This is a genomic window from Psychrobacter sp. JCM 18900 (assembly GCF_904846625.1).
Lineage (GTDB): Bacteria > Pseudomonadota > Gammaproteobacteria > Pseudomonadales > Moraxellaceae > Psychrobacter.
Genome location: NZ_CAJHBL010000001.1, coordinates 70,684 through 93,154, shown reverse-complemented (window position 1 = coordinate 93,154; position 22,471 = coordinate 70,684). Strand labels below are relative to the sequence as shown.

Here is a 22,471-nt window from a genome sequence, read left to right as displayed (position 1 = left end):
CTATTGGCATGAGTACATTGCTTTTTACCTTATAATCTCACTGTAGTAACCCTGCGCTTTCACGATTCAATTGACAATAATAATTAGAATTAGGTGAGAGTGCGCTTTGCTCTAAAAAGTTGTCCTATATTATGACTACCCAAAATGTCATCAAAAAACCCGTTGCCCCGATAACCACAACCAGACGCGGCATTATTACTGCGCTCATTGCCTTTTTTATATGGGGCGGGTTTCCATTGTATTTCAAGCAGTTATCTGAATACGATGCCACTGAAATTATTGGCCATCGCATTATTTGGACATTTTTATGTTTGCTTGTGCTGCTGGTAGTGACCAAGCGCTGGCAGTGGATTGACACCTTAAAGCGAAATCCAAGATGGATTGTATTCACCTTTTTGTCTGGTTTAATTATTGCGACCAACTGGCTGACCTATGTATGGGCGGTCAATCAAGACCGTATTCTTGAGGCCAGTTTGGGTTACTTTATCGGGCCATTGGTCGGCGTTGCGCTATCCATGATCTTATTCAAAGAGCGTTTGCGTCCTTTGCAATGGGTAGCCATTGGCTTTGCATTATTGTCTGTCGTCATTCAAGTGGTGATGCTTGGCAGTCTGCCGTGGATATCGTTGATTTTGGCATTTAGTTTTAGTACTTACGGGACTATTCAACGACAAACGCCATTGACTGCTGTTGATGCCATGTTTGTCGAGACCGCCATGCTAGTACCGTTATGTCTTTGGTGGTTTTGGCAGTCTGATGTGGCAAGTCATCAACTGAGCTTTTGGTTTAGCTCAAATATTTGGCTGCTTATGATCGCAGGTCCGATTACGCTAATACCGCTTTTATTATTCAATAAATCTACAAAGCTCGTTGCATACAGTATTCTGAGCTTTATGAACTATCTGACGCCGACCTTTATTTTCTTTTTGGCAGTGTTCTATTATAAAGAACCGTTCGATTTACAACGTTTGGCAGTATTTGGTTTGATTTGGTTAGGTCTGCTATTATTCAGCATTGACCTGTGGCGCCATCGTCCAAGTAAAGTGTTAAAAGCGGCGCGCCTACGTGAAGAAGCGCTAACGTCCAAGTAAAGTGTTAAAAGCGGCGCGCCTACGTGAAGAAGCGCTAAAATCAGTTAAGTAAATATTAAAAACACGAAAAAAATTAGCAAACAAGGATGAAAGCATGTTCCATACTCAGTCTGACGTGGTATTTATAAAAGGTCTAAAAGTCGATGCAGTAATCGGTGTGTTTGATTGGGAGCGTGCTATCACTCAGCCATTACTCATTGATATCGCGCTTGAGACTGACATTAGCCGTGCTGCTGTGTCAGATGATGTCAGCAATGCCCTGAGTTATAAAGAAGTCTGCGATGATGTGAGTGAGTGGTGCAAAGAGATTCAAGCAAAGCTGCTTGAGCATTTGGCTGGTCAGATCTCTGATAAGATATTTGCAAAATATAACTGTCAAAAAATAACGTTGAGCATTGCTAAGCCTACCGCTATTGCTCAAGCGGATACGGTAGGGGTGCAAATAACGCGCTATGCGCCAGCATCAACCAACGAGCCAGCTACTAAAGAAGCTGCCAAAGAAGTTAACATCAGCCAAGCTGATGATGCATAAAACGTCAGTGGATTTGAATTTGGCAACGTTAAAACGATGCGCACCTGAGACTGTGCAAGCACAGCCTGTGGTAGAGGTAGTGTTAGCATTGGGTAGTAACTATCAAGCCGACAAGTATCTCCCGCTTGCTCGGCAGCGCTTGGCAGCGCTAGGTGAGGTGCGATTATCTACGGCTTTTCAAAATCCTGATTTTACTGCAACCTTGGAACAGCCAAAGCCTGACTATACCAATCAATGTGTCCATCTAGCACTGACCACACCTGTGAGCCTACAACAACTACAGCAAACCTTTAGAGCGCTTGAAGGGGACTGTAATAGATGTCGACAGACTGAGCCGAATCAAGTACGGCAGGTGACGATGGATATTGATATTTTGATGATTAAATTGGCTAATATAGAAAATAGCCTAAGCAAAAAATCGACATCTAAACTTATGCCTAATTGGATAGTAATGGCAAATCGTTATCCATTTAAAGCGCATGAGGAAGCGGGAGTCAGGGAATTGGCCGCATCTATCAATTAAGCTTTCAAATAGTATTTTGGGGAAAAATTGATAGTAAATAGACAGTTAGTAAGATGACTTATTTTAACTGACACTAACAACATCTGATATTTTTGCAGTAGATAAAACTAAGGGGCGTACAATATATTGTACGCCCCTTAGTTTTATTTCTTTTACTGAAGTTCTAGTAGTTACTTCTGCTCGTTATCTACGTCATTGATATCAGCACGACCAATCACATCTAAATCTTCTAGACATAACTTATCGTATTCTTTTTTACAAAAATTAGGATCAATATCGCACATCGCTGACTGTAGTTGATCGAGGCGATTTTCTGATTGTTGAATGTGCTCAAGCATTTTAGCAAATGCTTCTGCGACAGGGTCTTGTGAATAAGGGTCGATACCATAAGCACGGAAGGTATTGGTGCGTTTGGCAGTAGGGGTAGTGTCGTTAGTTTGATCGTTGCTCTCACCAGCTTGAGCAACTTTTTCTTGTTGCTTGGCATCTTGTACTTTTGTCGCGATTGGATTGCCTTTTTCATCGTGATGATCTGAGATCATACGCGCGGCACTGCCGACCATCGTAGCGCCTGCTGGTACTGGTTTGACTACCACTGCATTTGAGCCAATTTTGGCATTTTTACCGACCGTAAATGGTCCCAAAACTTTTGCACCAGCACCAACGGTTACACCGTCTTCTAGCGTTGGGTGACGTTTGCCATTATTCCAAGACACACCGCCTAGAGTGACACCATGGTATAGCGTCACGTCATTGCCAATCTCAGCCGTCTCACCAATGACGACGCCGACACCATGATCGATAAAAAAGCGTCTACCAATCTTGGCAGCAGGGTGAATCTCGATACCTGTCATGATGCGCGAGCCGTAAGAGATCACTCGAGCCGCTAGTTTCTGTTCATTGTTCCAAAGACAGTGTGCACCGCGATGCAAAACAAGCGCATGTATGCCCGGGTAAGTTAGAATCACTTCCAGACTATTACGCGCCGCAGGATCTCGGGTGAATACTGCATCAATATCTTCTTTCAAATCATTCTTGATGGTAACAAGTGATTTGAACAATTTGGATGGCAATGACATAAAGCGTCCTATCTATTCGTCGGTAGAGTGTCGTTGCGAAAACAGCGATGCCTCTAATCTGTGGTCGTAAAATTCGGATAATCAGGAATATATATTTTCGCTAAGCTTCTGCAAGTTATAACAGCTTTATACCGCAAAATATAGTAAAAAGCTGTCAAATAAAGGCAAGCTTATAAACTACGGCTTGTTTTAGTCTTTCGATAGTTTTGCAATCAAAGCGCTTAATAGCTGATACTCTTTTTGATCAAGCTGTAGGCGTGACCCAAGTCTAGACAAGCGTGATGGCAATGACTTTAAATGTTCGCTATTTGCTAGTCCACGCTGCACCATAAGGTCAGTGGTGCGCTGAGTGAGCTGTTGCAGCTGCTGCTGATTAATAGCAGGCTCATCCCATTGCTGACGCAAATTCACATTGATTGTCGATTGGTCGTCTGTGCTTGCATCCGAATCTAAACTATCAGCTGTCTGAGTATGCGTTTGAGCGTAAGCAAAAATAAAGCTGGCGATGACTTGCACGGCTGATGCGACATTTAATACAGGGTAAGCAGGATTGGCATCGATTTGAATGTGATAATCGGCATAAGCCAATTCTTCATTGGTCAATCCACGGTCTTCACGTCCAAACAGTATAGCAATATTTGGTTCGTTAGAAGTAGTAGCAGATGAGGTATCAGCATTACTATCGTCTGCACTTAAAGCTGCCTGTGCATCGATAAAGTCAAACATAATCTTAGCGGCTTGCGTAGGTGTCACGACAGGGCGAGGTAAGTGACGGCTACGACTGCTAGCAGCAAATACCAACTGACAGCCAGAGATAGCAGACTCTAAAGTAGGTGCAATCAAAGCTGACGATAATAGTTCACTGCCACCCGCTGCATGAGATACACTGGTTTCGTCAATCGGTAACTTGGGATCGACCACCGTTAAACGAGACAAGCCCATGGTGTGCATCGCACGAGCAGCCGAACCAATATTGGCAGGCAAAGTTGTATTGACCATGACTACTTGTAGGCAGTTAAGGTAGTCGTTCACTGTATGTGATGATACGGCTAATGAAGCGTCGTTACTCATTATTGTCCCAGTCTCTGATTGATTTCTTGTTCAGCACGGTGTAATGCAATGGCAATCTCTTCGATCAGGACGGCTTGCTCATTAATCCGGCGCTCACGGCAGTATTCTTGTAGCTGGCTGCTAAGACGCACTAATTGAGTCGTACCTAAGTTGGCGCTAGCACCTTTTAAAGCATGGGCAGTTTCGAAGCCATTGGCGTTATCGTCTTTTTGGTGGGCAATTCGCAGCGCTGCAACTCTTTGCTTACTATCAGCAAAATATACTTGTATCAAATCAACAAAGTCTTCTTCGAGCAGGTCACGCATGTCCTCGAACTGTTCATGATTGATAATTTCTTCATCAGTTTGTCCGAGCATATTATTATTTGTAGTGTCATCCATGGTGGTTGTCCAATTTATAAAAGTTAAAGCAATAAGATTACTATAATGAATTTTTAAAACGTAATGTACGTCTTAGCTGTAATGGAAATGTAAGTTCTCTTCACTGACCAAAGTCTTTAATGTCTGCAGGTTGTCGTCATTTGGGTAAACGCGCCAGTGCTCAGACAGTCCAACATTTGCGATGCCATAGACCTCATAAATGCTTAGTCCAAGTGGTAGACAATTATCATTGATAGAAGCGTCAGTATTACTTAGCGCATTATTGGCATAACTGGCTGACATACCGTTTTGATTGGCCGCATCATGGTTCATGTCGCTCTCTAATGCCAATAAATCATTACCGTTTTCATCATACAAACTGCCACCCATTGTAGGGTCGTAGGTACTATTACTGCTACTACCTAGCTCGTCTTGCTCTTGGTTATAAGCCAGACGCGGCTCGGGAATAATGTCAGCTTGGGCTGATTTAAGTAGTGGCTGTAGACGTGTGAGCAAATTAATATCACTACCGTGAACTTTGATACTGATTTTTTTGAGCCAACGTAGTCGGGCATCTACCATACTCATGGCACTATCAAGACGTGCAAACAAACGTCCATCACGCTCACGGATGCTGCCTTTGATGATGACGACTTCATCGATTTTCAACTGTTCTTTGACACGATTAAAACGCTCAGCGTAGCAGCTGACCTCGAGTCTCGATGTACCATCATCTAAAGTAATCACGTTACGATTACCAAAGTTGGCAATATCTATAATAAGCCCCGAGAAATAGCAGCTGCCGTTATAGCCTGTATCGGTTAACTTATCGAGACGCGCACCAGAGGTATAGCGTTTTAACTCATCCAAATACTCATTGATTGGATGTCCCGTTAAGTACAGTCCCAAGGTGTTTTTTTCCGCTTTTAGACGGTGCTTGTCACCCCAGATGAGTTCTGGCGTCATGACTAACGGCGGCGCTGCGACCACACCGTCCATTTCACCAAACAAATCCATCATACCGATTTCGCGGTTTTGACGGTCTTGCTCAGCGGCTTGTACGGCGCTTGGCAATTGACTCATCAAGGCGCCGCGAATCTCGTAAGCTTCGTCGGCTGGCAAGTCAGGTCGTAGCGTGGCGGCAAAGTCATCAAAACAGCCAGCACTGACCAATGCTTCAAGCGTGCGCTTATTGACTTTTTTGATATCGACACGGCGACAGAAGTCATACAAGTCTTTAAAAGGACCATCCGTGCGGCGTGCATCTACGATAGACTCTACCGCGCCTTCACCCACGCCTTTGATTGCGCCAAGACCATAGATGATATTGGTCGGAGTATCGGCAACGAAATGCCATTCACTACGATTGACCGAAGGATTGACTACGGTTAACCCAAAGTTTTCACGGCAGTCATTGATAAAGAACACGACGTTGTCGGTGTTGTTCATATCTGAAGTTAAGACCGCTGCCATAAATTCAGCAGGGTAGTATTGTTTTAGGTAGGCCGTTTGATAAGCCAATACGCCATAAGCCGCAGAATGCGAGCGGTTAAAACCGTAACCTGCGAACTTTTCCATCAAGTCAAATACACCGCCTGACGTGACTTCATCAATGCCTTGTGAGGTGGCACCAGTGACAAAAATATCGCGCTGCTTGGCCATCTCTTCAGGTTTCTTTTTACCCATCGCACGGCGTAGCATATCAGCACCGCCCAAACTATAGCCTGCCATCACCTGTGAGATTTGCATCACCTGTTCTTGATATACAATAACGCCATTGGTGTTTTCTAAAATCGGCTCAAGATTGGGATGGTCATAAATGACTTCCTCGCGACCATGCTTACGGTCGATATACATCTCTACCATACCTGCATCGAGTGGGCCGGGACGATACAGCGCACACATAGCAATGACATCTTCGATATTGGTCGGTTGCAGTTTAGCTAGATATTTTTTCATACCCATACTTTCTAGCTGAAAGACCGCCGTGGTTTTGGCATCTTGCAGCAGCTTATAGGCTTTGCTGTCATCTAGCGGCAAATCTTCTAAAACTAAGGCAGGTACGTTTTCTTTTGCACGGCGCAAGTTGATGTTTTCAACTGCAGCGTTGATAACGGTTAGGTTACGTAAACCCAAAAAGTCAAACTTTACCAAACCGACAGCTTCTACATCGTCTTTATCGAACTGGCTGACGCGGTGACCTTCATCATCACAGTAAATGGCACTAAAGTCAGTGATCTTGTGCGGAGCAATCAATACACCACCGGCATGTTTACCGACATTTCGGCAGACGCCTTCAAGCTTAATCGCCATCTCCCAAATCTCAATGGCATCTTCATAATCCATATTATCAGGATTAGAGATCAAGTCTTTGAGCTGTGGCTCTTGCTCAAGCGCTTGGCTCAAGGTAATACCAGGTGTTTTTGGAATCAGCTTGGATATTTTATTAGCTAAAAAGTACGATTTGCTTTGTACGCGTGCCACATCTCGCACAACTGCTTTTGCGGCCATCGTACCAAAGGTAATAATCTGCGATACGGCATCACGGCCATAGGTTTGCGCGACATAATCAATAACGCGGTCACGACCTTCAATACAAAAGTCGATATCGAAATCGGGCATCGATACACGCTCAGGGTTCAAGAAGCGCTCGAATAGCAGATCGTAATGAATCGGGTCAAGGTCGGTAATGTTTAGGGCATAGGCGACCAACGAACCTGCACCAGAACCACGTCCAGGGCCTACTGGTACGCCATTGGCTTTTGCCCAACGGATAAAGTCCATGACGATTAGGAAGTAACCCGGGAAGCCCATGGATAGAATAATATCTAACTCATATGCAAGGCGCTCATCGTATCTCTGACGGAAGTCGTTCCAATTATCCGTACGTGCTTCGACAGGAAACAGCTTATCTAAGCGCTGCTCAAGACCGCGTTGTGACTCGGCACGGAAAAACGATTCAATCGTCTCGCCTTCAGGCACAGGAAAATCAGGTAAGACGTTAATACCAAGCGTTAAGGTGACATTGCAGCGTGTAGCGAGGCGCAAGGTATTGTCAATGACCTGCGGAATATCAGCAAATAATTGCTCCATCTGAGCTTGTGTTTTTAGATACTGCTCATCCGAGTAAGTCTGCGGGCGGTTTGGATCAGCAAGAACATAAGAGCCTGCAATGCACACGCGGGCTTCATGAGCATCAAAATCATCCTGCTCTAAGAAACGCACGTCATTATGCGCAATGATAGGGATGTTGTGTTTGGCACCTGAATGGATGGCTGCTCTAATAAAAGCATCTTCGCCTGAGCGATTGGTACGCTTGATCGCAAAGTACAAACGATCGTCAAACTGTGCCTGCCACTCAGTAAGTAGTTCATCAGCCTTTTCTGGCATCGAGCCGACCAATGCTTGACCCACGTCTGACTTTTCTGTGAGCAGTACAATCACACCTGCTGCATGCTCTAAGATATGACTGCGCTTAATAACTGGCGTGCCATGATTGATAGGATCAGCACGACCTTCGGTAAACCCAAGCGATACGATACGGGTAATGTTTTGATACCCTTCGTTATTCATCGCGAGTAGGGTGAGGCGTGTGTCTTCATTATCCATGATGACTTCACTGCCAATAATAGGCTTGATACCCGCACCTAAGCAGGCACGATAAAACTTCACCGTGGCATATAAATTGGACAAATCGGTCAATGCTAACGCGCGCTGATTGTCAGCCGCAGCAGCTTTTACCAGCGGTTTGATACGCACGATAGAATCGGTGATGGAATATTCGCTGTGAATGCCAAGGTGTACAAATGCCATAGAAGACTCTTACTGGTACGATCAAAGAAATAAGCCACCGATAAAATAATTGATTACTATCAATCAATTACGCTGATATCTAGAGGCCGACAAGACCTCGATAGCCATATTGATACGTTTTAAATGGGGTCGTCAATAATAGCATTATTTGCCGCAGACAGCCACAGGTTCAAAGGGTTTAATCTGCGTAAGTTAAGTCATTAAGATGTAAAAACTCGGTTATAGACAACAGCAAAAAGCCCCCAATACAACGAGGTATAGAGGGCTATGTAATTGATAACTAAAGTCAGTTTGTTTAATAGCCAACCACCGCTGCATCGACAATACGTGGATCAGACGATCCATAAACACCGTTTGGTGTGAGCATGATCGATTGCGTAGATCCCATCGCGGATTTTGGACTGACCGTATGACCCATTGATTCGAGCTTTTTCACGGTATCTATATTCAGTGCTTTTTCCACTCGAATCTCATCAGGTAGCCATTGATCATGGATACGCGGCGCATGTGTTGCCTCAGCGATATTCATATCATAGTCGATGACGTTGGAGATAATTTGAGTGACAGTCGTGATGATACGGCTACCACCTGGGCTTCCAGTAACGATATAAGGTTTGCTGTCTTTGAATACGAGCGTTGGACTCATAGAGGACAGTGGACGCTTATTGGCTTCCACAGCATTGGCATCGCCACCAAGTAGACCGTAGCCATTTGGTACGCCCGGTTTGGCAGAGAAATCATCCATTTCATTATTAAGCAGAATGCCTGTACCATCCGCAATGAGACCAGTACCATAAGAGAAGTTCAACGTATAAGTATTGGCTATTGCATTACCGTCTTTATCAACGATAGAGAAATGCGTGGTTTGATCGCTTTCATAAGGTAGCGGATTGTTCGCTTTGATAGTCGCTGCTGGCGTGGCTTTATTGGGATCAATCAACGTACGCAGTTTGTCTGCATAGGCTTGTGAGGTTAAGCCGCTAGCAGGTACATCGATAAAGTCAGCATCTCCCAGATACTCAGCTCGATCTGCATACGCTAACTGCATTGCTTCCGCCATTAAGTGAATAGTCTGTGCGCTGTTTTGTCCGTAGTCTTTGAGCGGATAGCCTTCTAAGATATTTAAAATCTGCACGATGTGAATACCACCAGAGGAGGGCGGCGGCATAGAAACAATCTCATAGCCACGGTAGTCGCCTTTGACAGGTTCGCGAGCAATGGCTTGATAATTGGCCAAATCCTGCAGGCTCATGCTGCCGCCTGCTTCATTGACTGCTTTGACCAGTTTTTGAGCGGTCTCACCCTTATAAAATCCATCTAAGCCCTGTACCGAAATCCGCTTTAGCGAACGCGCAAGCTCAGGCTGTTTTAGACGTTCACCCGGTTGATAAGCGCTGCCATCAGGCTTAAAAAATACTTTTTTGGTACTTGGCCATTTTTGCAAGCGATCGCTCAACGCCGTGAGTGACTCGGACAAGCCAGCGGTGACTTCTATACCGTCTTCAGCCAGTGCTATCGCTGGTGCCATGACTTGCTCGCGGCTCATCGTACCATGCTCTTCTAGTGCTTTTAGTAGTCCTGCTACTGTCCCTGGCACGCCAACGGCCAAGCCATGATAGCGAGATAAGTCGCTGACAGCATTGCCTTCTTTATCAAGGTACATATCGCGTGAGGCGCTACTTGGTGCTTTTTCACGGTAATCAAGCGCCACCGTTTTGCCTTGTTTGGCATCATAAATCATCATAAAACCACCGCCACCGATATTACCTGCGCGCGGCAAGGTCACTGCTAGGGCAAAACCCACTGCAACGCCAGCATCTACCGCATTACCGCCGTCTTTTAGAATCTGTAGACCGATATCAGAGGCAAGCGCTTCTTGGGTAGCGACCATGCCGTTTTTTGCCCAAACTGGATGATGAATGGCGTCTTCAGAATAGATGGCTTGGTCACTATTAGTATTGTTAGCATTGTTCGATGTGATGTTAAGTGTATTGGTCTTCGCTCGCGTGATGCGTTTGGTTTCAGATAATACCGTTGGACTATCAGCCACGATGGCCAAGTTTATGGCACTGGTATTGATTGATGTGTTGTTGACCGTCGCATTACTTACTGAGGTCGTTGACTCTACAGCCTGTGCGGATATAGATAGCAGTAGCGTACTGGTAATGAGCACGACGCTAGATTTGAGTAAGGTATTAATTTTCGGTTTACGCTGCTGAGCGGTTCGATGGTGGCGAGATAATAACTGTGACATCGCAAAGTCCTTTTTACGCGAGTGGAGAGAATAGAGCTAGGAAATAGATAAGCCTAAATAGTAACGAAAATATGAAATAGTAGAAAGTTGTTTATTATCTTTTGTGGTGTACGCTTTTATAGCGTTTAGCTGTATCAGCTATATTTCAAATAAACGGGGCTAATTTTCAAGTAAATGAAGCTAATGATAAGACAGCTGTTATGCAGAGAAAATTATTTATAAATGAAGAAATTCTTTAAAAATATTCGCTAATATTACTAAATTGTAACGTCTTGTGATATAAATAACGGTACCAATGTACACTCATTATCGACTGTCTATTCATACAAAGAGATTACTATGTCATCACACCATATTAATAACCGCAATCGACAGCGCTACTCTGAGACTGCGCCTGCTTATTTATCGAACACTGATCATAAAAAATATAATGGTAAAAATAGCGGTCATCTATATCCAACCGGTAAATTGACTTCTATCGCATTGCTAGTTGGTAGTGCTTCACTTGTACTCGCAGGTTGCCAATCAACTCCAGCCAGCTCAACTTCCAATCTGTCGTCGAATAGCAGCGCCTCTAGTACCATGATGGACTTTAGTGTCGCAAACGCCGCGCAGAGCCAACGTCAGGGTCAAGCCTTTACTGCCAGTCAAAATGCTCAGGCCGCGCGTTATGAGCAGCTGTTTGATCAAGAGAAGTATCCAAATACCGAAAACCAAGCCAAATCACACTTGCTTGCAGCCATTCGTCAACACTTGGCGACCGAGCATGTCGCAGTCGCCACAGCCAATTATCGATCAGCACCATTCATTGACCCAGATAGTATCGACGCAGGATCGAGTAGCTTGCTCAGAACGATCATAGAAACCTATGTGTATCAGCCTGAAGGTGCATATAGCGAAAGTGATGATGAGCCATACAATGATGACTATAACGATTATGATGATGCGAAAGATTCGATAGAGTCCAACTATCCTAGTGATTACGATAAGTCTAGAGCAGAAGCTGAAGCAGAAAGAAGAGCTATTGCAGCTATATTGGCTGAAGCGGGGGAGAATGAGCCGACGAGCAGTGATACCAACAGCGATAACGAGTATGCTTACGATACAGCAGATTATGATAGTGATGACTATAGTAGCGATAATTACAGTAGTGACGACTATGATAATTATGATGAATACAGCAGCAGTACTGAAGGTATGCTCTCAGGGATGTCGGGTTTAAGTCCAAAGACAATGGCTGCAAAGTATGAAGCCATGCAAATGGCAAAACAGCAAGCTAAGACAGAGACGGTAAATCGTGGCAGCCTACCAATGTCATCTACAGGCATGATTGGCAATATACTTGATATGTTCCACCGTACTCCTGAGCAAATAGCTGCATCCAATGCTTATCAGTATGAGCATTTAACGTTTAATAGCGTCAGTCAATACCGTCCCAAGCAGCGCCAACTACAAAGTGTCTATAGTTACGATTACGCCACACCAACGATTAGCTCATCGATACAGATACCGTTAGCATTTGATTTTAATAATAGCAGTGTCGTAGTAGATCCATCGGCCATTGTGCCGATCGTTGCACTTGTTAACCCTGAGAATACGCCATTACCAGCACAGATGACCTCGCACACGGTGAGCTTTGGTTTGCCTGAAAGTGTCACGGCACAGTTGCCACCAGCGGTGCTCTACGATGCAATGCTCAACGCGATACAGAACAGCATGGCTGAGCTCGCGCCTGAGCATTTTAGCGCAGTAGATATCAGTGGAGATACGTTTGCCAAAGAAGTCGGTGCGACTCGCGCCGTAAAAGTCTATTTTGGTAGCCAGCAAAGCGGTGAAATAATTGGCAAGACGCTCAAATATGTAACCAAATCACTGCAAGAATACGTAGATGCCAATCCAGATAAATATCCTGATGGTGCTGCATTAAAGACAGCACTAGCTAAAGTGCAGTTATACAATAAAGGCTATCAAAGCGCGGATGTCGGTTCGCTATTGCAGCTTATCGAAGCTATCGGTCCTATCTCGTTTAATCAAATCAACTACTATTACTTAGACAGCTCAGATCGACTGCTGGCCAAGCAGCAACGTGTCAATATCGGTGGTGATTTTATGGGGTCGACCACAACCATGCTAAACCAAGTACGTTACGATAAAGCCAGCTTCAACCGTCATGCCTTGACACCATTGCTTACAGAGTCTTTTGGTTCAGACGCTATGCCTCCTATCGATGGCAATGCATGGATAGCTACGCAGCGCGAGAAAAAAGACAGATTACAAACGGCCCGCTATGCACGCTACGACTATCAAGATAGCGGCAACGAGGGTGCTTATAGCAGTAATGAATATGGCACTAATGAATATGGTAACGATAATGACAATGGCGCAGACGCTGTCGATGAGAGCCGAGTTGACGATGCTCAAGATGATATGAATGAAAAATAGAAGTCAAATGACCTCATCTCATTGCATTTACGCTCATATCTATTAAGGATAAAAAATGAAAACAGTACATCACACCATTGCACAACGTCTGCCATGTAAGACTAAAAACAATCTGCTAGTCACTAGCGCATTTTTGACAGGAGCGCTATTGTTAACAGGTTGCCAGTCTACCAGTTTGGGACAGTCCAACATGGCGGCTGTAAAACAAGCGCCTAGCGTTGCCAAAAAAACACTAGAAACAGCCCTGCAAAAACAGCGTCGTCAGTCCTTTAGCTATCATAGCAATCTTGAGATTGGCAATAACCAACAATTTACAGATGCTGATGTTAATACTAGTACGGAGAAAATGGCGGCATCAGACTATGTAGATGAACACTGCGAAGAGGCGCATGACCAAGCGTACGCCGCTCTAATCCTGCAAGCCGAACAGCAAAAAAAAGATGTCTTAGCGGTGGATTACGATACTAAGCGTGACAGCATAAGGCAGTCGTATTTTGAGTGCGTAGATGCCTATCATGCATGGAATGACCATCAATACGATAGCGATGTAAAAGTAGCACCAGATTATCAAGCGCTATTTGATAATTATGAGGATAAACAAAGACCGTTAGATAGGAAGAAAGCACAGTTATTAGATGAGTATTTACTAAAGCCGCTCTCTATCGATTCTCAAGGGATCTATCAACCGATGGCAGGCAAGGCTACGATGCTCGCTAGCGCGCAATATCAAGCACGTAATCATCACAGCAGTATCAACCAGCCTATTTATATGGATTTTAAAAACGGTGATATTTACCTATGGGCAGATAACTTTGCGATTCTAAACTCAGAATTATTAGACGATAAACTCGGTACAAAATGGCAAAATAAGTGGTTAAAAATAGCCATTGATGATGGTACATTGCCTAAAGGATTTGGAGGTGAAGTGATAAAAAGCCACTTTGCGGCATTAGATGCGACTTATGATGCGGCGCCTGTCAGCCAGTTTAATTATGTTGCCCCTAACTCACTTGCTTCACTGTCTCCAAAGCTGCCCGCGCACCAGTTATCGGCTATGCTACCAAGCGATCAAATCATTCGCCGAGTACAAAGCTTTGGGGATTATCAAACGTCGCAACAGAAATATATGCAGATTTTCTACGATCGAATCAGTGAAAAATACCCAGAGTTGGTACAAGAGCCCGAACCGATGACAGCGTTTGAGTCGATTCAAAACCCAAAGGCATTTACCAGTAAGTCTATAGTACAAAAAATACTGGCTATGATAAAAGACCAAATGAATGAGGAAGCAACGACAGGGGAGACCGTTGCCAATACAGAAGTACAGGAACTATACGGGTTTGATAAACGTGGTCAACTCAAGTGGGAGCACTTACGTCGTCAGTTGGACAATACTAGCGAAGCGAATAACAACAAAGGCATGAGGATAGATGTGTTGCAGCAGTATTCTGCTATTAGCAATAAGGACTTGGCGCTCCCTAACCTACCAAGCAATGTGCAGATGCCGAACACTAGCAATAGCATTGATTTACGAAAGTATGCTCCAGAGCTGCTGCAATATTACCAAGATGGTAATGGCACGGCAGTAGGTAAAATGGTATTTAACATGTTGCCGATGGTCAGAGAGCGTTTTGGTTCGGTTGAGTAACTGATTGGAGTATTAATTAGTAGATAGAAAGCATTATTAGTTTTTGAACAGGATAATTTTACATTAAAAAAAGCGCACCTATCAACGGCGCGCTTTTTCATTTTATACGTATACAGCTGGGTACAATAACACTTTTCCGGAGTAGCTTATTACATACCTTGATGCTGTTTGTCATGGCCTTTACGGTCTTTTGAATGCTTGCGACCTTTTTCCTGTCTCTCTGATTTCATCTGTTCCATCTTTGCACGTTGCTCAGCAGTCAACACTTGAGCGATGGCATGTTGGGTTTGTACACGTTCGATAAAGCGTTGCTTTTCTTTTGCCGCTCGTTGATCAGCCAGACGGTTCAAAGCAGCAGTATTCAAAGTGCTAGCATTGGTCAGTGCTTGTATTTGCTGATCCATTTGCGCGCGTTCTGCTTGATGTTCTGCACGGTCAGCAGTGCGATCGCCACGTTTGTTTTGCATGATGGCTTTGATTTGCGCTTGCTGTGTCGCTGTTAGGTCCAGTTTTGACATTGGACCTCTCATCTCACCTTTTTTCATGCCATCTTTGTGGTTCTTTTGCATTTGCGCAGTTGGCGTTGTATCAGTGGTGGCATTCACACTGGTGCAAGCGGTCACGGTAAATATGCTAGACGCTGCCAATACTGAGCCTAATAGTAATTTTTTCATCATAATATCCTTGATTACATTGAGTTTGATTTCATAAGCACTAAATTTTTATCTTACAAGTAGCATCTGTTGAACGTTATCGCTCGTTATGGTCAGCCATCTTAGAAATGCAATACTTGCTGTTGATAGGAGTATATTACGACAGTTAAAGGTTACGAACATTTATGAAGTATTAAGAAAGGTAACGTTTCTGGTGAATTGGCAAGTGCTTGCCTGATAATATGGTTAACTACAGTCTACTGACAATAAAAATGCCACGGCGGCAATCTCGCTAGCCATACTACAGTGACATTTGTACGTGGACTTATTGCGTCATGATTATTATAGATTGAGTAAATAGAGATAACTAAAAATTAAAGGAGAGAAGCATGCCAAACATCCTGATAGGCGATGACGACGAAGAGTTGACTCAGTTATTGCAAGAGTACTTGGACAATCATGGCATTCGCTGTGACTGCGTGCATGATGGTGCGGCAGTCATACAACGACTCAAAGCAGTGGCACACGAAGAGACGGTCTATGATTTACTCGTGCTCGATATTATGATGCCAAAACTAGATGGTCTGAGCGTCCTGCGCCAATTACCAAATATTATCGATATCCCAGTCATTATGCTGACAGCAAAAGGGGAAGAGATTGATCGTATCATTGGTCTAGAACTTGGTGCCGATGACTATATCACCAAACCTTGTAACCCTCGAGAGCTGCTAGCGCGTATCAATGCAGTGATTAAACGTACCAATACGACCGCATCAGAGCATACTCCGTTGCCAGAGAGTCGTTTGCATCTCGATCAAAACCAACGTGCCTGTCAGATAGATGGGGTAACGCTACAAGTCACTGGTACAGAGTTTGATCTGCTCGTGGCTCTGCTCAAACAAAAAGGGGAGGTGGTAAGTAAAGCATGGCTGTCAGAGAATGTCTTGCAGCGTGAGTTACAGCCATTTGACCGTAGCCTCGATGTACATGTATCTCGCTTACGCAAAAAACTTCAACCTTTCCACGATGAACCGATAAAAGCGGTGCGTGGAAAAGGTTATCAACTGGTGCTGTAATGACGGACATATCGATGAAAGCTGCTGAGCAGAATCTCAAAAAAGCACCTAAGTTTAAGATACGCATTACCTTGTTTTGGCGTCTGTTTCTGAGCCTGTTATTGACGATTTTAATCACTTCTGTACTATCCATCGTGGTAGAACGCTGGCTAGCTGAAAAAGAGCTGACCTCTCGTATGGACGTGCAAATCGATAGTCTATTGATAAAGCGTGAAGAGATGGTCGCATCACTACGGGCTGGTGATGTAGAGTCTGTCAGACAGATGTATCGTAAAGATCGCCAGCTGATGAATCAAATCAGAGTCTATGATGAGCAGGGCGCTATTATATTCCCGCGTTATCGTGACAAGGACGATCGCGCGCAAGGACAACTGCAAAGTGGTCGGCAAATAATGGATCGTGCGATACAACCGGTGCGACCAGTGTCGCCTAGACCGCCTAGAGTAGAGAATAATGCGTATGGTGTAGAAGGTCGTAATGCTGACAATAGACTGCGTGAGCACGACAATGAGATACCGAAAAATGAGCCGTCTTTTTGGCAAAAATTCTTAAAGCCAAGAACGGCAAGTAGCGCCGCAGTAGCTGATATCGATACTCGTCCTGAACTGGCCGATATGTCTGTTGAATTACCTGATGGTCAGTCAATCATCATACAGTTGCGTCCGCACTTGCGTTTCTCAGACGTAGTAGAGATACAGCACGGTAATTTTCCAATCCGTTTGCTATTGATCGTTATCTTTAGTGTATTGGTCTGCATATGGCTCAGTCGTACGCTAACCCAGCGAATTGGCCGTGTACAAAATACCGTACACCGTATGATTGATGGTAATTATCAAGCCAACCCAGAACTATCCAAGATGGGCGATGATGAGTTGGGGCTATTAGCCAAGGACGTTGCCCACCTCTCGACCAGACTCGTCGATAGTGAGTTGGCACGCAAGCAAATGCTCAGCGATATCTCACATGAGCTGCGTTCGCCACTTGCTCGTCTAGATGTAGCGACTGAGCTGACTCGAGACTTTGCGCCCAATGCCAATCGTTATCTGGACCGTATCGATAAAGAATCTACACGAATGAATGAGCTGATTGAGCAAATCATTCATATTCAATCCCTACAAATGCAGCAATATACCGTCGATAATTTGGAAAGTGAGGCAGTCGACATATCTGACATCATTAGTAATATCGGAGAGGATGTCTGCTTTGAGTTTCAACATAAAGACGTACATTGGCAATGGCAACCGCCTGAAGCCTCAGCGCTAGATAGTTTGGAAGGATTTTGGACAGTCCAAGGTAATGCAGAGCAGTTGTATAGCGCGCTTGAAAATGTCATTCGTAATGCTTTTATGCACACAGCAGCGGGTTCGACAGTGATTGCGGAAATCAAAGCAATACCAATGGACAATAAAGCACCAGCTGTTCAAATTAATATAACAGACGAAGGTGGCGGTGTCGCAGAAAAAGACTTAGAACGTATTTTCCATCCTTTTGTGCGGCTCGATACTGCTCGACACCGTGATACTGGCGGCTATGGTCTTGGATTGGCCATTGTTCATGCTGTAGTTATGGCGCATAAGGGATATATCAATGCTCATAACCGACAAGAGGGTATTCAAGGGCTTGTGGTTCAAATAGTGCTACCTAGCAGATAAAAAGATAAATAATGCAGAAATAATTTATGTAACCAGTATGCGCTTATCATGTATTTGTAATGTGTATGAGCGCATATTTAGTAATAGATAGAAGCTGACTCTTTTTAAAACCGACGTAATTTATTATAAATAAGTGGAAACGAAAAGTAATTATATTCGTTTATATGAATATAATAGACGAACGGTATTAAAATGCGGATGAACGGTATTGTTACTCTGTATATATTCGGTAATACTAATATATACAGAGAGTGATAAAGATTATACAAAACAGAACGTCTTATTCCTTAAAGACTATTACAACTATTATTTGAACAAGGTCTCGTTATTATAAGCTTATAACCCGTTTTATTTTGTCACATCGTCTCTCTGACATGGATCTTATCTCTGATTTTTTAAATCTGACAAGTCTGTAAGGGAGTACGCATCATGAACCGCATCTATAAAGTCATCTGGAATGAAGCCTTAAATTGTTTTACCGCCGTTGGTGAATACGCGAAGGGACGTGGCAAATCTTCCAAATCGAGTGTTAACTCTAACGCTACCATCAACACAACGTCTAACCTATCCGTTATCCGTACGTTACGTCTGAGCACTATAGCGCTTGGGCTACTAGCTGCTGGCTTTGGCATGCAGGCAAATGCAGATCTTAACTACTCTAATAACACTTATTATACCAACCATCAGACCATGAGTAATGGTCATAGTAACCATGGGAATGGCAACGGAGTTGGACACGATACCCATGGAAACGGCAATGGTTATGGTCACAACGGGAACAACGGGAACAACGGGAACAACGGAAACAACGGAAACAACGGAAACAACGGAAACAATCATTTGCCTGGTCTAAGATTCGCTGGCGATACAGGTGGTGTTATTACACGTAATCATGGTGAGAAACTCAACGTCAAAGGTGGTGCAACCACAGCATTATCGAACAACAACATCGGTGTTGTTGCAGATGATATGAGTAACACCTTAATCGTCAAACTGGCGAAAAACCTAACCGGTCTTGATAGTGTTACTTTTAATAATGGCGTTGTGATTTCATCAACTGGCATTAATGTTGGCAATAATAAAATCACTAATGTAGCCAATGGTGCTGTTATGGCAGGGAGCAAAGATGCAGTTAATGGCTCGCAACTTCATAGCTTAGCCAGTACGGTTGCGGCTAACAAAACCAAATACTACAGTGTAAATAGCAGCGTCACAGGGGTATTAAGTAACGAAAACAATGATGGTGCAACAGGCTACAATGCGATGGCTATGGGTGGCAATGCCAGTGCATCTGGTAGCCAAACGATAGCCATTGGTAGTGGCGAGAGTGGTCAGCACACGACTGCATCAGGAGAACAATCCATCGCTATTGGTGCAAATGTTGTCTCAAAAGGTAGCTCTTCTATTGCTATCGGTGGTGACGATTTGAATGCTGCATCCGAGGCAAACATAGATGGAACAGCTAATGTTGGTCAAAACAGTGGTAGTGTCAATACGGTGTTTAGATCTTACACTGGTCGTGATCTTGTTGAACCAACACAGTACGCTAGAAATACTGAAGCTGCAGGTGCAGCCTCCATAGCTATTGGTTCAAAGGCGCTATCTACAGGAGATTTGTCTACCGCTATTGGTATACAGTCCAGCACGGCAGGTATTGCTGCTTCCGCATTCGGTATTGGGGCATCAGCAAGTAAGGATGGTTCTGTCTCTCTAGGTGCCGGCTCCACGACTGAAACAAATGCTACCTCTGAGACAACCATCATGATAGGTGGAGTGCTATATAACATTGCGGGTAATGTCAAAGACGATAGCGGTACGTTAAGAGAAGGTGCGCAGGTCTCCGTGGGTACTGTAGGAGCTGAGCGCCAAATTAAGCATGTTGCTGGTGGAGCAGTCAATAAAAACAGTACTGATGCTATTAATGGTAGTCAGCTACACGCTACTAACCAATCTATTGAAAATTTATCAGAAAGCAAGATTACCTTTGCAAGTGATAGAGGAGCTCCTGTAGAGCGTAAGCTTGGTGAGACACTTAATATTAAAGGTGGTGCAATAGCCACTGCTGCTTTAACTACAGGCAACATTGGAGTAGAGTCTGATGCTAGTACTAACACACTAACTGTAAAGTTAGCTGAGAACGTAGACCTTGGCACTAATGGAAGTGTCAAAATGGGAAGTAGTAGCAGTATTCCTTATAGTTTAGGTCCTGTAACAACTGTTAATAGCCTAGGTGTCTTGACAGGTAATTGGCTAGGCAGTACAGCAGTTACTGGTGCAGGTATTATAGTAAATGGTCCACTAGGTATTCCTAGTACTGCTCTAACCATGGATGGTTTAACAATTATCGGTGGTCCAAGTATTACGAGAAGTCATGGTATCGATGCTGGTAGTAAGAAAATTACTAATGTTAAAGCAGGGTCAACCGAATTTGACGCGGTCAACTATGGTCAGCTGGAAGAAACCAATACTGCAGTGAGCCGAGGTTTAGATTTCATCGGTGACAATACTGATACCACCTCTGTGATTACTCGTAAATCTGGTGAAGTCTTGAAAATCTCCGGTGGTCATACTATCCTCACTGATTTATCTGATGATAATATTGGTGTTATTGCTGATAATAATACTAATGCTCTAACTGTTAAATTGGCTAAAAATTTAACGGGTCTTAATAGTGCAAGCTTTGGTAATGACGTTATTATTTCATCCACTGGCCTAAGAGCGGGAGCTACCGTAATCAATACTAGTGGCGTCAGTTTTAGTAACAGCACTGTAGGCTTAAGTAGCGGTGGTCTCAACAATGGTGGCAAGACAATTACAGGTGTTGCAGATGGTACATTGGATGATGAAGCTGTAAACTATGGCCAGTTAAAAGCAGTTAAAGAAAGTGCTGAAAATGCTAATAGAGGTTGGGATATCAGTGCGCAAGGTGACAGTGAAACCGAAAGCACTGTCGAGCCTGGTGACAAGGTTGACTTCAATAGTAAAAACGGCAACATCACTGTTTCTAAGGCAGCAACTAGCAATGATATCTCATTTGAGCTTAATAACAACCTAGATCTTGGCGTTAGTGGAAGTATTAAAATTGGTGATACCACAGTTAGTGAGAATGGACTAACCATTGTAGATGGCCCAAGCATCACGAAAAGTGGTATTGATGCCGCTGATACTAAAATTACCAACGTTCAAGATGGGGAAGTTTCGGCGACAAGTCAGGACGCCATAAACGGTGGTCAGCTTTACGTACAAGGCACTGGTATCAGTAGCATCATCGGTGGTGACACTGTTTACAATGCTGAGAGTGGTACTTTCACCAATAGTGATATTGGTGGAACAGGTCAAGGTAATATTGATGGTGCGATTGCTTCTATCAGACAAGGCACGATCGAAATTAACGAAAACGTACAAATTAATACTACAGCTATCGCAACCAATGTGACTAATATTGCTAATAACACTAGCAATATTATGACCAATACCACTAACATCAAGACCAACACGGATAGGCTCGATGCAGGACTTAACTTCGGTGCAGATAGTGGAGCCAATATCAACAAACCAATTGGCGATGATAGTGTCTTAAGCTTCACAGGTGGTAATAACATCACCACTACTGCAGAGGGTAGTAGTATCAAGTTTGATCTGAATGATGAAATCAGTGTCAATAGTGTCAAGGTTGGCACTACGGTTATCAGTAGTAGCGGCATTAGTATGCAAGATGGGCCGAGTATGACTTCCCAAGGTCTATTCGCTGGTAACCAACGTATGGTCGGTGTCGCCGATGGTGTCGAAGCGACAGACGCCGTCAACTATAGTCAGCTTAGTGCACTTGATAGTCGACTCAATAATAATATGAGCGATCTTGGCTACAAAATCGACGAAGTAGAAGACGATGCAAACGCAGGTATTTCAGCCGCGATGGCAATGTCGGCAATGCCTCAGGCTTATATCGCAGGTAAGTCACTGATTGGTGGCGGTGTCGGTACCTATAACGGAGAAAGTGCTGTAGCAATTGGTTTCTCTAAATTATCTAACGACGGTCGCTGGGTCATTAAGGTAAATGGTTCGGCAGATACTCAAGGAAACGTAGGCGGCGCAGTGGGTGCAGGTTTCCATTTTGACTAACAAAACCTTTCAACTATAGTTATTGGTAGACTATAAAAAAGCAAGACATTGGATGTCTTGCTTTTTTACGGCTTAAAGATGAATAATTAAGTAATAAAGCTACCGATAAATCAAAATAAGCGCTTGTAGGTTGTATCTTACAAGCGCTTATTATTT

Annotated in this window: 14 protein-coding genes; 8 read left to right on the top strand and 6 right to left on the bottom strand. The window is 43.8% G+C overall.

Annotated features, from left to right (window positions below; translation table 11 throughout):
• Positions 1 to 131: 131 nt before the first annotated feature.
• The 3 genes from rarD (at position 132) to JMX96_RS00360 (ending at position 2,146) form a co-directional block, all read left to right on the top strand.
• On the top strand, positions 132 to 1,091 hold the full coding sequence (rarD, locus tag JMX96_RS00370; protein WP_201566549.1) for an EamA family transporter RarD: 960 nt from the start codon (positions 132 to 134) through the stop codon (positions 1,089 to 1,091).
• A 94-nt stretch (positions 1,092 to 1,185) separates the two neighbouring features.
• Positions 1,186 to 1,623, top strand: a complete 438-nt coding sequence (gene folB, locus JMX96_RS00365) for a dihydroneopterin aldolase (RefSeq protein WP_201566547.1) — start codon at positions 1,186 to 1,188, stop codon at positions 1,621 to 1,623.
• 19 nt (positions 1,624 to 1,642) lie between these two features.
• Positions 1,643 to 2,146 (top strand): 2-amino-4-hydroxy-6-hydroxymethyldihydropteridine diphosphokinase, encoded by a 504-nt coding sequence (locus JMX96_RS00360; RefSeq protein WP_227676837.1) that lies wholly within the window; start codon positions 1,643 to 1,645, stop codon positions 2,144 to 2,146.
• Between the two features lie 170 nt (positions 2,147 to 2,316).
• Here JMX96_RS00360 and cysE read toward each other — a convergent pair whose 3' ends face one another.
• The 5 genes from cysE to ggt form a co-directional block, all read right to left on the bottom strand.
• Entirely contained in the window at positions 2,317 to 3,225 is a 909-nt protein-coding gene (cysE, locus tag JMX96_RS00355) for a serine O-acetyltransferase (protein ID WP_201566546.1), read from the bottom strand.
• Positions 3,226 to 3,414: 189 nt separating this feature from the next.
• Positions 3,415 to 4,296: an RNA methyltransferase gene (locus tag JMX96_RS00350; RefSeq protein WP_201566544.1), complete on the bottom strand. Its 882-nt coding sequence runs from the start codon at positions 4,294 to 4,296 to the stop codon at positions 3,415 to 3,417.
• Entirely contained in the window at positions 4,296 to 4,676 is a 381-nt protein-coding gene (locus JMX96_RS00345) for an Hpt domain-containing protein (protein ID WP_057759831.1), read from the bottom strand. Before JMX96_RS00345 ends, JMX96_RS00350 begins: the two co-directional genes overlap by 1 nt.
• A gap of 72 nt (positions 4,677 to 4,748) precedes the next feature.
• Positions 4,749 to 8,468, bottom strand: a complete 3,720-nt coding sequence (gene dnaE / locus JMX96_RS00340; protein ID WP_201566542.1) for a DNA polymerase III subunit alpha — start codon at positions 8,466 to 8,468, stop codon at positions 4,749 to 4,751.
• Positions 8,469 to 8,763: 295 nt separating this feature from the next.
• A complete protein-coding gene (ggt, locus tag JMX96_RS00335) occupies positions 8,764 to 10,722 on the bottom strand; it encodes a gamma-glutamyltransferase (RefSeq protein WP_201566540.1) in 1,959 nt (652 codons plus the stop codon).
• Between the two features lie 339 nt (positions 10,723 to 11,061).
• On the opposite strand from ggt, the gene JMX96_RS00330 reads away from it, so the two are divergent.
• Both JMX96_RS00330 and JMX96_RS00325 read left to right on the top strand, forming a co-directional pair.
• Positions 11,062 to 13,164 (top strand): hypothetical protein, encoded by a 2,103-nt coding sequence (locus JMX96_RS00330; protein WP_201566538.1) that lies wholly within the window; start codon positions 11,062 to 11,064, stop codon positions 13,162 to 13,164.
• A 55-nt stretch (positions 13,165 to 13,219) separates the two neighbouring features.
• Positions 13,220 to 14,812: a hypothetical protein gene (locus JMX96_RS00325; RefSeq protein ID WP_201566536.1), complete on the top strand. Its 1,593-nt coding sequence runs from the start codon at positions 13,220 to 13,222 to the stop codon at positions 14,810 to 14,812.
• 149 nt (positions 14,813 to 14,961) lie between these two features.
• Here the strand turns inward: JMX96_RS00325 and JMX96_RS00320 are convergent, their stop codons facing one another.
• On the bottom strand, positions 14,962 to 15,489 hold the full coding sequence (locus tag JMX96_RS00320) for a Spy/CpxP family protein refolding chaperone (RefSeq protein ID WP_227676836.1): 528 nt from the start codon (positions 15,487 to 15,489) through the stop codon (positions 14,962 to 14,964).
• A 365-nt stretch (positions 15,490 to 15,854) separates the two neighbouring features.
• On the opposite strand from JMX96_RS00320, the gene JMX96_RS00315 reads away from it, so the two are divergent.
• The 3 genes from JMX96_RS00315 (at position 15,855) to JMX96_RS00305 (ending at position 22,315) form a co-directional block, all read left to right on the top strand.
• Positions 15,855 to 16,541 carry a response regulator transcription factor gene (locus JMX96_RS00315; protein ID WP_201566534.1) on the top strand — a complete coding sequence of 229 codons (687 nt, stop codon included), beginning with the start codon at positions 15,855 to 15,857 and terminating at the stop codon, positions 16,539 to 16,541.
• Between the two features lie 14 nt (positions 16,542 to 16,555).
• Entirely contained in the window at positions 16,556 to 18,193 is a 1,638-nt protein-coding gene (locus JMX96_RS00310; RefSeq protein ID WP_201566532.1) for a sensor histidine kinase, read from the top strand.
• Positions 18,194 to 18,622: 429 nt separating this feature from the next.
• A complete protein-coding gene (locus tag JMX96_RS00305; RefSeq protein WP_201566530.1) occupies positions 18,623 to 22,315 on the top strand; it encodes a YadA-like family protein in 3,693 nt (1,230 codons plus the stop codon).
• The last annotated feature ends 156 nt before the right edge of the window (positions 22,316 to 22,471 follow it).

What these genes read in the sequence shown, in the direction of transcription:
- ggt (WP_201566540.1), bottom strand. Translation starts at nt 10,722, where the DNA reads ATGTCACAGTTATTATCTCGCCACCATCGAACCGCTCAGCAGCGTAAA.
- JMX96_RS00325 (WP_201566536.1), top strand. Translation starts at nt 13,220, where the DNA reads ATGAAAACAGTACATCACACCATTGCACAACGTCTGCCATGTAAGACT.
- folB (WP_201566547.1), top strand. Translation starts at nt 1,186, where the DNA reads ATGTTCCATACTCAGTCTGACGTGGTATTTATAAAAGGTCTAAAAGTC.
- rarD (WP_201566549.1), top strand. Translation starts at nt 132, where the DNA reads ATGACTACCCAAAATGTCATCAAAAAACCCGTTGCCCCGATAACCACA.
- JMX96_RS00350 (WP_201566544.1), bottom strand. Translation starts at nt 4,296, where the DNA reads ATGAGTAACGACGCTTCATTAGCCGTATCATCACATACAGTGAACGAC.
- JMX96_RS00320 (WP_227676836.1), bottom strand. Translation starts at nt 15,489, where the DNA reads ATGATGAAAAAATTACTATTAGGCTCAGTATTGGCAGCGTCTAGCATA.
- JMX96_RS00310 (WP_201566532.1), top strand. Translation starts at nt 16,556, where the DNA reads ATGAAAGCTGCTGAGCAGAATCTCAAAAAAGCACCTAAGTTTAAGATA.
- JMX96_RS00315 (WP_201566534.1), top strand. Translation starts at nt 15,855, where the DNA reads ATGCCAAACATCCTGATAGGCGATGACGACGAAGAGTTGACTCAGTTA.
- JMX96_RS00305 (WP_201566530.1), top strand. Translation starts at nt 18,623, where the DNA reads ATGAACCGCATCTATAAAGTCATCTGGAATGAAGCCTTAAATTGTTTT.
- JMX96_RS00330 (WP_201566538.1), top strand. Translation starts at nt 11,062, where the DNA reads ATGTCATCACACCATATTAATAACCGCAATCGACAGCGCTACTCTGAG.
- JMX96_RS00345 (WP_057759831.1), bottom strand. Translation starts at nt 4,676, where the DNA reads ATGGATGACACTACAAATAATAATATGCTCGGACAAACTGATGAAGAA.
- cysE (WP_201566546.1), bottom strand. Translation starts at nt 3,225, where the DNA reads ATGTCATTGCCATCCAAATTGTTCAAATCACTTGTTACCATCAAGAAT.
- dnaE (WP_201566542.1), bottom strand. Translation starts at nt 8,468, where the DNA reads ATGGCATTTGTACACCTTGGCATTCACAGCGAATATTCCATCACCGAT.